Genomic DNA, 12,223 nt, shown 5'->3' with positions numbered 1-12,223 from the left:
AGGAATCTCCACTTGCAGCCCGTTTCCGTTTGTTTGAGACGAATTTGAGATAAAAGCGACTCAAACTGCCGGAACGAGACGGTAGTGCTTGGAAGTATAACAATCGTCCGAGCATTTACCAAAACCGATACTGCGCCCCTGGCGCGCCGAATAAGAATAAGCTTTTGAGCCATGAACAACTCTTCTAACGGATCCGCACAGCCCACCAACGACCTCATCAAGCGCATCGATGACCTTGCCCGCTCGCAGGTGCAGGCGCAAACGCAGATGATCGCCATTCTGCGGGAGGTCGCCCTAAATCAACAAAGGCTCTCGCAGGCACAACGAGCCGCTGCTCCTTCTTCTTCCTTAGTGACGCCCCCAGCCTCACCTCCCCCGCGCCCCAAACCGGACTTACAGGCCCCGCCGCGTCAGGCTCCAAAAGCTCAGGTTCCACAGAAGCACTCCCCTGCTCCAGCTGAACGGTCGGCTGAACGCAAGATGGAGCGACCTCAAGCTCCCAAACCTCAGCCCGCACAGCCTCAGCCCGCACAACCTCAATCCAAGCCGGCTCAGCGTCAACAGCAGCCACAACAGGCGCAGCACCACCCGGCGCGCCCTGCACAACCGCCGCGCCACGAGTTCGCTCCGCCAAAGCAGCAAGCGCCCGCGCGTTCGCAGGCGTCGCGACCTCAGGCACCCCGTCCGCAGGCATCGCGACCTCAGGCTCCGCGACCAGCTGCCCCTAAGCCACAGCCCCAACCAGCAGCGAAGCAGCAGGAGCCTAAGGAGCCGAACAAGCTGCAACAGTGGTGGGAAAAGGAGGATCTGGTCACTCGCTTGCTGGCGATCATCGGCGGCTCCATCACGGTTGTCGGCCTCACCTTCCTGGCTCTATTGGCCTACGCTTCCGGAATCCTTACTCCGGAGGGAGCGGTCATTCTCGCTGCGGTGATCTGTGGCGGTTTGGCCGTGACGTCGACAATCGTGCACAAGAAGCAACCAGACGGAGTGAGCTCCTCGGCGCTATTGATAGTTGCCACACTGGGCGGTTTGGCGGACCTCTGGGTCGCGGTGTTCAACCTGGGATGGTTCGGTGAGGCGCTCGGTAGCGTGCTGACGGTGGTCATATGTGCCGGCGCATTGGCTCTGGCATATGCCTGGAAGAAGGAAGTCCTCGCGGTGGTCGTCACCGCCTTTGCGCCTCTATTCATCCTGCCGGCGGCAGCGAACTTCCTCTCTATGTTCCCCGCCGACCAGGAAGTGCAACGCGAAATCCACAATGGTTACTTCGCTGGCAGCTTGATCGCCGCCGCTATCTGCGGCTTCGCAGCCCGTTGGGGCCGCCCGTGGTTCAAGCTTCAGACCACCGCGACCATTACTTACATCTGCGCGATGCTGCTGAGTGCACCCTTCATACTTACGACGTTCCTGCTCGGCGTGGTGGGCTTCGCGCTCGTGACGATCATCAGCTTCGTCCCGCCGTTTGCATCCCGCCAGCTTCACCTCAGCGGCGTAGTTGCCGTGGTGATCATTCCGTCGGTGTGCCTGTTGTCCAGCAATTCCTGGGCGGCTGTTGTCTTTATCTCCCTAGTAACTGCATGCGCATACATCATCGCTCGCATCAACGGCGGCATCTTCCAAGCGGACTTCCAGATTCCAGGAACAGAACCGCTTCCACCACAGCTGGCCAACGCGTTCGCTTTCATAATCTCCGCCGGCACTTTCCCCATTGTCTTCATCATCCGCTTCTTCCAGTGGTACGCATTGGATTCTGAACTACGGCATTCCCCCGCTGAGGCCTCGGCGTTTGGCTACGGGAGCATCATCGTCGCTGTGGGTCTGCTGCTATACACCGCAGCCGTTGTATGGGGATTGCCGCGCATGCCTAAGAATGTCGCATGGATCTCGCTGATGTGCTCTTTCCTAGCGGTGTTCACCTACGCACCGCGCAGCTGGGTCGGGGCGGATAGCATGCGTGTTCCGGACTCGGCGATCGTCCTAGTAGTCAGTCTCGCGCTAGCGGTGGCGCTTCTGTATCGCCACCAATACCTCCTCGAAACCGGCCTGCGCGGAATCGCTGGACGCGAGATTCCGGGTAAGCAGTCCAACTCGGAAGTGACGATGTTGGTTATCGGCGTAGTCACCCTTGTGCTCGCCTCCTCCGCAATCCCCGCCGTCGCTATGGCTATCTCCACCACGAAGCTGTCATTCATGGTGGCGCACGTGCTGATCTCCGTCAGCTGGATGTTGGGCGCCGTGTACCTGCTGTACCGCAACAACTCCAAGCCCGGTCTTCTGCTGGCGATCATTGCCACCGCCAAGCTGGTCTTCTACGACCTGTCCGTACTCGGTGGGCTTGTGCAGGCCCTGGCGTTCCTCATTTGCGGCATGGTGCTACTGGTTGCCGCTATCACCCGCGAGAAGCCCAACAAGACTCCCCCGCAGTCGCGAGTGCCGCAGCCGCCATTGCCACAACAGTCTCAGCAGCCGCAGCCGCCGATGCAGCAACAGCCTCAGCAACCCCAGCAGCCCCGGATTCAGGATCAGAGCATGGACCGAAGGTAGCGGCCGGTGTGGGAGGCCTCCACCTCCGCAACCTGCTCCGGGGTTCCCTCGGCAACGACCGTTCCGCCGCCGGAGCCGCCCTCCGGCCCCATGTCCACAATCCAGTCGGCAGCCTTAATGACGTCCAGGTTGTGCTCGATGATGAACACGCTATTGCCCTTGTCCACGAGCCCCTGGATCACCAGCATCAGCTTGCGGATGTCCTCGAAATGCAGGCCGGTGGTCGGCTCGTCGAGGATGTACACCGTCCGACCATTGGAACGCTTCTGCAGTTCGGCGGCCAACTTCACGCGCTGTGCCTCACCACCGGACAAGGTCGTGGCCGCCTGCCCCAGGCGGACGTATCCCAGCCCTACATCCACCAGGGTGTTCAGGTAGCGGGAAATCGAAGTAACGGGTTCGAAGAACTCCGCTGCCTCGGAAATCGGCATGTCCAGCACCTCTGCGATGGACTTGCCCTTGTACTGGACCTCCAGCGTCTCGCGGTTGTAGCGAGCGCCCTCGCAGACTTCACAGGGCACGTACACGTCGGGCAGGAAGTTCATCTCGATCTTCAGAGTGCCGTCGCCGTGGCAGGCCTCGCAGCGCCCGCCCTTGACGTTGAACGAGAACCGGCCCGCGGTGTAGCCGCGTACCTTGGCCTCCGTCGTCTCGGCGAACAGCTTGCGGATCTTGTCGAACACGCCCGTGTACGTAGCCGGGTTGGATCGCGGAGTGCGGCCGATCGGGCTCTGATCCACCTGCACCAGCTTGTCCAGGTGCTCCGTGCCCGTGATTTTCTTGTGGTGCCCCGGCACCTGGCGCGCCTTGTTCAGGGTGTTGCTCAGAGACTTCGCCACGATGCCGTTGATCAGGGAAGACTTACCGGAGCCCGACACACCAGTGATCAGCGTCAGCACGCCCAGCGGCAGAGTGACGTCCACGTTCTTCAGGTTATTTTCCTGGGCGCCGTGTACCGTCAGCACCCGTTCCTTATCGATCGGGCGGCGCTTCTCCGGGACAGCCAGCACCCTTTCACCGGACAGGTACTGGCCGGTCAAGGAATCCTTCGCCTCGAGGATGCCCTTGGGCTCGCCCTGGTAGACAATCTCGCCGCCGTACTCGCCAGCTCGCGGACCGATATCCACCAGCCAGTCGGCCGTGCGGATCGTGTCCTCGTCGTGCTCCACCACGATCAGGGTGTTGCCCAGATCGCGCAGGTGCTGCAGAGTGCGGATCAGCCGCTCGTTATCGCGCTGGTGCAGGCCGATTGAAGGCTCATCCAGCACGTACAGCACGCCCGCCAGACCGGAACCAATTTGCGTAGCCAGGCGGATGCGCTGGGCCTCACCGCCGGAGAGCGTGCCCGCGGAGCGGGACATCGACAGGTAGTTCAGGCCAACGTCCAGCAGGAACTTCAGGCGCGCCTGGATCTCCCGCAGAACCGCCCCGGCAATCATCTCCTCGCGCTTGCTTAGAGAAAGGTTGTCGAGGAAGCTGCTGGCGTCCGCAATAGAAAGATCAGAGACCTCGGCGATGGACAGCTCCTGCTCGCCCGAGGCAATAGTTACGGCCAGAACTTCCGGCTTCAGGCGCGTGCCGTCGCACGTCGGGCAGGCGACCTCACGCATGTAGCTGCGGTAGCGCTCCTTGGACCAGTCGGAATCGGTTTGGTCGAGCTTGCGCTTCAGGAAGGGCATCACGCCCTCGAAGGGTGCGTTGTAGGTGCGCGAACGGCCGTAGCGGTTTCGGTAGCTGACCTTGATCTGCGTCTTGTGGCCGTTCAGGATGGCCTTGCGGTGGGTGGCCTTCAGATCCTTCCACGGGGACTTCGGGTCGAAGCCCATCGCCTCACCCAGCGCATTCACCAGCTTGGTGAAGTACTTGCTGTTCGGGCTAGACGACCACGGCGCGATCGCGTCGACCACGGCTGCGTCCTCGTCAGGGATCACCAGCTTCTCGTCGACCTCCAGGCGCGTGCCCAGGCCGTCACAGGCAGGGCAGGCACCATAGGGCGAGTTGAAGGAGAACGTGCGCGGCTCCAGCTCGTCCAGCTGGATCGCGTGACCATTCGGGCAGGCCATCTTCTCGGAGAAGCGGCGCGTGCGGTGCGGGTCGTCGTCCGGCAGTCCCACAAAGTCCAGGACCACGATCCCGTCGGCCAGCTGCAGCGCGGTCTCGATCGAGTCTGTCAGGCGCTGCTTCTGGGATTCCTTTACCTGCAGACGGTCCACCACTACGTCGATGTCGTGCTTGACCTGCTTTTCTAGCGTCGGCGGGTTGGACAGCTGGTACACCGCACCGTCGACCTGCACGCGGGAGTAGCCCTGCGCGGCCAGGTCCTCGAAGAGGTCCACGAACTCGCCCTTTCGGGTGCGCACCACCGGCGCGAGCACCTGAAACTTCAGCCCCTGCTCCATCGCCAGGATTTGGTCCACGATCTCCTGCGGAGTCTGCCGCTGGATAACGCCGCCGCACTCCGGGCAGTGCGGAGTACCGGTGCGGGCGTACAGCAGGCGCAGGTAGTCGAAGATTTCGGTTACCGTGCCGACGGTCGAGCGCGGGTTGCGGTTCGTGGACTTCTGGTCGATGGAAACCGCCGGAGACAGCCCCTCGATCAGCTCCACGTCTGGCTTATCCATGCGCCCGAGGAACATGCGCGCATAGGAGCTCAAAGACTCAACGTATCGGCGCTGGCCTTCTGCGAAGATCGTGTCGAAGGCCAGGGAGGATTTACCCGAGCCGGACAGCCCCGTAAACACGATCATCTTGTCGCGCGGCAGGTCGATATCCACGCCCTTGAGGTTGTGTTCGCTGGCTCCACGGACAATCAGCTGATCGGCCACTATTCACTCCTTATTTGTTGAAGCATCAACCCTGCTAGTCTACGCCATCGCCCGGACATCGCTAGTGTGGTGCCATGCAGCAAGTTACTGAATTTAGCCATCTTTCCGCACCGCGCGACGTGCAGGTTCTTAGTTCTGACGCCCATACGTACGCAGTGACGACCGTGGGTTCTATGGACAACAATTGCTGGTTGTTGTGCCGGGGCGGCGAGGCGCTGCTGGTGGATGCCGCCGACGATACAGAACACCTGCTGGGACTGGCCGAACAGCTGGGTGTGCGCATCACCGATGTGCTCACTACCCACCAGCACGCGGACCACACTCGCGCGCTGGCTGACGTGCTGAAGGCGACAGGTGCACGCCACCACGGGCCGCGCCTGGATGCCGAGGCGCTGCCCGTGGCGCCGGATCGGGTGTACGGAAACGACGAAGGTGAGCGGGAGCCGCTGGACCTGGCTGGCGCACAGCTGCCGGAGCTGGGCTTGCAGGTAGTCGAGCTACGGGGCCACACCCCGGGCGGCTTGGCAGTGCTGGATCTGGCCGACGGGCGCGTGCCACGAGCGTGGGTGGGTGACAGCGTTTTCCCCGGTGGCGTCGGAAAAACAAACAACCCCGAGCAGTTCCAGCAGCTCCTGGGCGACGTGCGCGACAGGATCTTCACCCTCCCCGAAGAAACCCGAATCCACCCTGGTCACGGGGATTCCACGTCCGTTGGGGAGGAAAAGGGCAAGGTCGATGAGTGGGCCGCGCGAGGCTGGTAGATAGCCCCGGACCTCACTCCCGGTGAGGTTGATTCAGGTAACCTGGGAGATTGTTCGAGCACGACTAAACGCAGTCAAGGGTCGTGCCACCAACTAAAGAGGAGTGTGTAGACCCAAATGTTCCGTACCCTTGCCCGCCCGCTGCTGGCTTCCGCTTTCGCCGTTGACGGCGCCCAGATGCTGCTGAACAGCAACGAATATGCAGAAGACGCAAAGGCTATCAACGGCACTCTGCGTTCCGTGCTGCCGCAGGATAAGGCCGGCCTGATTCCCGATGATGCCGAGACCACCGTGCGCGTGGTCGGCACCACCAAGGTCGTTGCCTCCGCCCTGCTGGCCACCGGCAAGGCTCCGCGCCTGGCCGCCGCTACCCTGGCCGCCGTACAGATCCCGACCGCACTGTCCCGCCACGCTTTCTGGAATGCTTCCAATGGCGCGGAGCGCAAGGAGGAGATCCGCGGCCTGGTGACCGACCTGGCGCTGCTGGGTGGTCTGGTTATCACCTCTGCAGATACCGCCGGCAAGCCGGGCCTGAAGTGGCGTGCGCAGCAGGCAATGCCGGGCAAGACTGAGCAGCAGAAGATGCTGGAGAATGCTCAGACCCAGTCCAAGGCTTTCGCCGCTAACGCTTCCGACCAGGCCCAGGGCTTCTTCGCCAAGACGAAGGAGGTTGCTGGCCAGGTGCAGGATAAGGTTGCCGACTACGTTGACGAGCACCAGGATGAGTGGAAGGAAGCAGCCGAGAACCTGCGCGAGCGCGCAGCTGAGTTCGGCGACCAGGCTTCCGACTACGCACAGTCCGCTGCTGCCAAGGCGCAGGATGCATGGGACGACTTTGACGCCGAGGATCTGAAGAAGGACGTTCAGAAGGCCACCAAGAGGTCCCGCAAGCGCGCCCAGAAGGCGCAGAAGCAGGCCCAGAAGCGAGCAAAGAAGGCTCAGAAGAAGGCGCAAAAGCGCTTCAAGTAAGAGCTAAAAGCACTACGAGCCCCTGGTTAGTTCAACTACCAGGGGTTCTTTGCTATCGAAAGCATCGCGGAGGGAGTAAACTAGCGTGCTCTATACCTAACACCCCACACGCAGAAGGGAATCCCCACCCACCTTGTCGCCCACCGACGACATCGCCGCCGAGCAGCGCTACCTCGACGACCTCCTAGAACGGGTAGACCAGGCCCGCGAGAAGCTGGAACAGCGGCTCAAGGCTGTCCGACTGGAGGCCGATATCGACGACCCGCAGGGTCTGATGGTGCGCGACCGCGAGGCACGCGACATTGCTCAGCGCCTGGATTCCTACTCCGCGGCGGAGGTTGGCCTGATGTTCGGGCGCATCGACGTGGAGGATGCGGAAGCGGAAAACCCCGTCCCCGGAAACGAACACCTGGATCGCCGATACATCGGGCGCATCGGCCTGCACGATGACGACGAGCAGATGCGCACCCTGCTGATGGACTGGCGTGCTCCCCTGGCCCGCCCCTTCTACCTGGCCACCACCCTGCACCCCGACGGGGTGCACACGCGGCGGCACATCACCACCCGTGGTCGGACGGTGCGCAGCGTGGCAGACGAACAGCTATCCACCACGGCAGGACCGACCGATGCGGTAGGTACTGGGTCGCGAGGTGGCGTCGCCAAAGAAGAAGCGCTACTCGATGCCGTCAATAGGGCGCGCACCGCGTATATGCAGGACATCGTAGAGACGATCGCGGCGGAGCAGGACGCGATCATCCGCGCGGCACACCGTGGCGTGACCGTGGTTCAGGGAGCGCCTGGAACCGGCAAGACGGCCGTGGCGCTGCACCGGGCGGCGTACCTGCTGTACACATGGCGCGAGCAGCTCGATAACACGGGCGTGCTGATCATCGGCCCTAACGACCGCTTCCTTTCCTACATTTCGCAGGTGCTGCCCTCGCTGGGCGAAACTGGCGTGGTGCTGGCAACCCCCGGCACCCTGCTGCCGAACCTGCACACCGTGCCGGAAACGAACCTGCTGGCGCGCGAGGTCAAGGGATCGGCGGAGATGCTGACGATCCTGGGCGATGCGATCAAGACGTACCAGACCGTGCCGGAAGACAGCATCGACATCAGCATCGACGGGCTCAACGTGCAGCTCACGCCGAAGATGGTGCGGGCGGCCAGGACTCGCGCGCGCCGCTCCCGCAAGCCGCACAACCATGCGAGGGCGGCTTTCCTGGACCACGGGCTGAATTCGCTGGCGGAGGCTCTGGGCGAGAGCATCGGCGCCGACCCGCTGGGAGGCGAGAACCTGCTGGGCAAGGGCGACATCGCCAGCCTGCGCGAGGAACTCGGTGCGGATCCGGCAGTCGTGGACGCACTCGGGCAATTCTGGCCCGAGCTGCGCCCCACCCAGGTGCTGGAGCGGCTATACGCGGACCCGGCTAGCATCGCCGTCGACTACGACGAGGACACCTGCCGCGGCCTGGCCGCCCACCCCAGCGGCGAATGGACCGACGCCGACGCGCCGCTCATCGACGAACTGATCGACATGCTGGGCTACGTCTCCGACGAGGAAACCGCCGCCGAGGAGCGAGAGCAGTGGCTGGAGAAGATCACCGAGGCGCAGGAAGCTCTGGACATCCTGACCGGCTCGGCCAGCCAGGATCTAGACGATGGGTTCGCGCCCGAAGTGCTGATGGCCTACGACGTTATCGACGCCGAAACGCTGGCCGCCCGCCAGCGAGTCCGCGACCACCGCACCACCGCTGAGCGCGCGGCAGCCGATAGCCGGTGGGCGTTCGGGCACGTGATTGTGGACGAGGCCCAAGAGCTCAGCGAGATGGCCTGGCGGATGGTGTTCCGCCGCTCGCCGAATAAGTGGATGACTTTGGTGGGCGACCCGGCGCAGACCGGCAATCCAGGCGGGGTGGATAGCTGGGCGGAGGCGCTCTCCCCCTTCGTGGCCGACCGCTGGCAGCTGCACCAGCTGACGGTGAACTACCGCACCCCGAAGGACATTGCGGACCTAGCCGCGCCACTGTTGCACGAGATCGACCCCTCCCAGCCTTCTCCCCTGGCCCTGCGCGAATCGGGCACCGGGGTGCGGTACATGCCGGCTGAGGGCGCCGAGCTCGGTTCGAAGGTTCAGGCCGCAGTTGAGCAGGCCCGGGAGCTGACGGGCGAATCCGGCCTGATCGGTGTGATTACTGCGAACCCTGCGCGCCTTCAGGACGTTGTGACGGAGCAGGCAGCGGAGCAGTCCGAGACGGAAACAACTGGCGCGGAGGTTGTGCTCGTGGATACCGCCGCCGCGAAGGGCCTGGAGTTCGACGAGGTGATCTTGGTCGAGCCGGCGGACATTGTGGAAAGCTCCCCCCAGGGGCTCAACGACCTCTACGTAGCCATGACGCGCGCCACCCAGGGACTGACGGTCGTACATGCCCGCCCGTTGCCCTGGGATTAGCCGGGGCTAGCGCGGATCAGGAAGGGCTAGTCCCTGGTGCCGACGGTGTGGACGATCATCACGTCGCACTCCGCCTGGCGCGCCGCATCGGCTGGCACGCTGCCCAGCAGGCGCCCGGTCAGCGAGTTAATGCCACGGTTGCCGACGACCAGCAGGTCCGCCTCCTCGCTCTTGACGATGCTCATTAGCGCCTCCACCGGGTCGCCTTCCTTCAGCACCGCGCGGACCTTCTTCGCGCCCTCGCCTTCGGCCTCTTTTCGTGCGGACGCCAACACCTCAGCCGCAGACATCTCCCCTTCCACCGCAGTGGTCTGCTTGGTCGCGGTATCCGCGTGCTCCCCCACATACGCGCTGGCCAGGACGAGCTCCGCGTCCATGGCGGCGGCTACGCCCGCGGCGCGTCGCACTGCTAGAAAAGAAGATTCTGACCCATCGGTTCCGACCACGACTGTGTTGTACATAACTCTAATATTACAACCCAGCTTCGATCATGCCCCGGAGTTCCTTTTTTAGATCCGCGATTTCGTCGCGGAGGCGGCCGGCGAGCTCGAACTTCAGCTCCTTCGCCGCGGACTTCATCTGCTCTGTCATCTCCTGGATCAGCTTCTCCAGCTGCGGGCGCGCCATGGGTTCGTCGCTGGAACCGCGCACCAGCGCCCAGTCGGCTTCGGGCGATTCGCCCCGTCCGCCGACACTGGAATCGGTATCGGCGCCGCCTGTGGCGTCCGTACCAGATTCCGCTTCGAGCTCCGCGACCTGGTCCAAGATATCGGCGATCTTTTTGCGCAAAGGCTGCGGGTCAATGCCGTGCTCTTCGTTGTAGGCGATCTGCTTGGCGCGGCGGCGCTCGGTCTCGTCGATGGCGTACTGCATCGAGTCGGTGACTTTGTCGGCGTACATGATGACCTCGCCGGAGACGTTACGGGCTGCACGGCCGATGGTCTGGATCAGCGAGCGTTCGGAGCGTAGGAAGCCCTCCTTGTCCGCATCTAGGATGGCCACCAGCGAGACCTCCGGGAGGTCCAAGCCCTCACGCAGCAGGTTGATGCCCACGAGCACGTCGAATTCGCCCAGGCGCAGCTGGCGGAGCAGCTCCACACGCTTGAGGGTATCGATGTCGGAGTGCATGTAGCGGACCTTCACGCCGTGCTCCAGCAGGTAATCGGTGAGGTCCTCGGCCATGCGCTTGGTCAGGGTGGTGACCAGCACTCGCTCGTTCTTCTCGGTGCGCTGGCGGATCTGTTCGATCAGGTCGTCGATCTGGCCTTCGGTCGGGCGTACCTCCACCTTCGGATCTACCAGGCCGGTCGGGCGAATGACCTGTTCGACGTACTCGCCCTGGGCTGCGGCGATCTCGTAATCGCCGGGAGTGGCGGACATGTAGACGCACTGGCCCTTGCGGTCGTCGAACTCCTCCCACGTCAGCGGACGGTTATCCAGCGCGCTGGGTAGGCGGAAGCCGTGCTCCACCAGGTTGCGCTTGCGGGACATGTCGCCTTCGAACATGCCGCCGATCTGCGGGACAGTCACGTGGGACTCGTCGATGATGGTGAGGAAGTCCTCGGGAAAGTAGTCGATCAGGGTGGCGGGCGCGGAACCGGCGGCGCGGCCGTCGATGTGGCGGGAGTAGTTCTCGATGCCGCTAGTGAAGCCCACCTGCTGGATCATTTCCAGGTCGTATTCGGTGCGCATGCGCAGGCGCTGGGCCTCCAGCAGTTTGCCGCGGTTTTCCAGCTCCTCCAGGCGCTGCGCCAGCTCCTCCTTGATGGCCTGCATGGCCTTTTCCATGCGCTCCGGGCCGGCCACGTAGTGGGTCGCCGGGAAAATGCGCAGCTCGTCGACCTGGCGAATCACGTCGCCGGTCAGCGGATGGATGTAGTACAGCGCATCGATGTCATCGCCGAAGAACTCCACGCGCACCGCCAGCTCCTCGTAGGCCGGGATGATGTCCACCGTGTCGCCCTTCACACGGAAAGTGCCGCGGGTAAAGGCGACGTCGTTGCGGGAGTATTGGATATCCACCAGCAGGCGCAGAAACCGATCGCGTTCGACCTCCTCGTCGACCTTCAAGACCACAGAACGGTCCAGGTAGGACTGCGGAGTGCCGAGGCCGTAGATGCAGGAGACCGAGGACACAACCACCACGTCCCGGCGCGACAGCAGCGCGGAGGTCGCGGAGTGGCGCAGGCGCTCCACGTCTTCGTTGATCGACGAGTCCTTCTCGATGTACGTATCCGTCTGCGCGATATACGCCTCCGGTTGGTAGTAGTCGTAGTAGGAGACGAAGTACTCCACCGCGTTGTTCGGCAGCAGGCTGCGCAGTTCGTTGGCCAGCTGGGCGGCCAGCGTCTTATTCGGCGCCATCACGAGGGTGGGGCGCTGTTCCTTCTCGATCAGCCAGGCGGCCGTCGCAGACTTACCCGTACCGGTGGCGCCCATCAGCACCACGTCGCGTTCGCCGCGGTTAAGGCGCTGGTGCAGCTCTTCGATCGCCTTCGGCTGGTCGCCGGCGGGCTTGTAGTCGCTGATGACTTCGAACTTCGCATTCGAGCGTTCGACCTCCCCCACGGGGCGGAACTCGGAGTACGACAATTCGGGACGTTCTGCTGCAAAGGCCATGCCCGCAAGTCTACTTGCCGCCCCGGACAACCCCCTTCGCCCCGGCTGCCCAG

The 12,223-nt window shown here is 63.4% G+C and carries 7 protein-coding genes; 4 read left to right on the top strand and 3 right to left on the bottom strand.

Annotated elements, in window-relative coordinates:
- The first annotated feature begins 171 nt into the window (after nt 1-171).
- Nucleotides 172-2,547 (top strand): DUF2339 domain-containing protein, encoded by a 2,376-nt coding sequence (locus tag MHX52_RS04000; protein ID WP_239316700.1) that lies wholly within the window; start codon nt 172-174, stop codon nt 2,545-2,547.
- Here MHX52_RS04000 and uvrA read toward each other — a convergent pair.
- The gene (gene uvrA, locus MHX52_RS03995) at nt 2,526-5,372 is read right to left on the bottom strand and encodes an excinuclease ABC subunit UvrA (RefSeq protein ID WP_239316698.1); all 2,847 of its coding nucleotides are present in this window, start codon (nt 5,370-5,372) and stop codon (nt 2,526-2,528) included. The genes MHX52_RS04000 and uvrA overlap by 22 nt on opposite strands.
- Nucleotides 5,373-5,446: 74 nt before the next feature.
- Between uvrA and MHX52_RS03990 the strand changes: the two genes are divergently transcribed.
- The 3 genes from MHX52_RS03990 to MHX52_RS03980 all read left to right on the top strand — a co-directional run bounded on the left by MHX52_RS03990 (nt 5,447) and on the right by MHX52_RS03980 (nt 9,551).
- Nucleotides 5,447-6,133 (top strand): MBL fold metallo-hydrolase, encoded by a 687-nt coding sequence (locus MHX52_RS03990; RefSeq protein ID WP_239316696.1) that lies wholly within the window; start codon nt 5,447-5,449, stop codon nt 6,131-6,133.
- 117 nt (nt 6,134-6,250) lie between these two features.
- Nucleotides 6,251-7,102 (top strand): DoxX family protein, encoded by an 852-nt coding sequence (locus tag MHX52_RS03985; RefSeq protein WP_035005681.1) that lies wholly within the window; start codon nt 6,251-6,253, stop codon nt 7,100-7,102.
- A 133-nt stretch (nt 7,103-7,235) separates the two neighbouring features.
- Complete coding sequence (locus tag MHX52_RS03980; protein ID WP_239316694.1) at nt 7,236-9,551, top strand: ATP-binding domain-containing protein; 2,316 nt, start codon at nt 7,236-7,238, stop codon at nt 9,549-9,551.
- Between the two features lie 26 nt (nt 9,552-9,577).
- Here the strand turns inward: MHX52_RS03980 and MHX52_RS03975 are convergent, their stop codons facing one another.
- Both MHX52_RS03975 and uvrB read right to left on the bottom strand, forming a co-directional pair.
- Complete coding sequence (locus MHX52_RS03975) at nt 9,578-10,012, bottom strand: universal stress protein (RefSeq protein WP_034985051.1); 435 nt, start codon at nt 10,010-10,012, stop codon at nt 9,578-9,580.
- Nucleotides 10,013-10,022: 10 nt separating this feature from the next.
- The gene (gene uvrB, locus MHX52_RS03970) at nt 10,023-12,170 is read right to left on the bottom strand and encodes an excinuclease ABC subunit UvrB (protein ID WP_239316692.1); all 2,148 of its coding nucleotides are present in this window, start codon (nt 12,168-12,170) and stop codon (nt 10,023-10,025) included.
- Nucleotides 12,171-12,223 lie beyond the last annotated feature (53 nt).

It is taken from the genome of Corynebacterium sp. ACRQJ, assembly GCF_022346045.1.
Taxonomy (GTDB): domain Bacteria; phylum Actinomycetota; class Actinomycetes; order Mycobacteriales; family Mycobacteriaceae; genus Corynebacterium; species Corynebacterium evansiae.
Note: the sequence above shows the minus strand (reverse complement) of the source record. Positions and strands in the feature narration are given on the sequence as shown.

What these genes read in the sequence shown, in the direction of transcription:
- uvrB (WP_239316692.1), bottom strand. Translation starts at nt 12,170, where the DNA reads ATGGCCTTTGCAGCAGAACGTCCCGAATTGTCGTACTCCGAGTTCCGC.
- MHX52_RS03990 (WP_239316696.1), top strand. Translation starts at nt 5,447, where the DNA reads ATGCAGCAAGTTACTGAATTTAGCCATCTTTCCGCACCGCGCGACGTG.
- MHX52_RS03975 (WP_034985051.1), bottom strand. Translation starts at nt 10,012, where the DNA reads ATGTACAACACAGTCGTGGTCGGAACCGATGGGTCAGAATCTTCTTTT.
- MHX52_RS03985 (WP_035005681.1), top strand. Translation starts at nt 6,251, where the DNA reads ATGTTCCGTACCCTTGCCCGCCCGCTGCTGGCTTCCGCTTTCGCCGTT.
- MHX52_RS04000 (WP_239316700.1), top strand. Translation starts at nt 172, where the DNA reads ATGAACAACTCTTCTAACGGATCCGCACAGCCCACCAACGACCTCATC.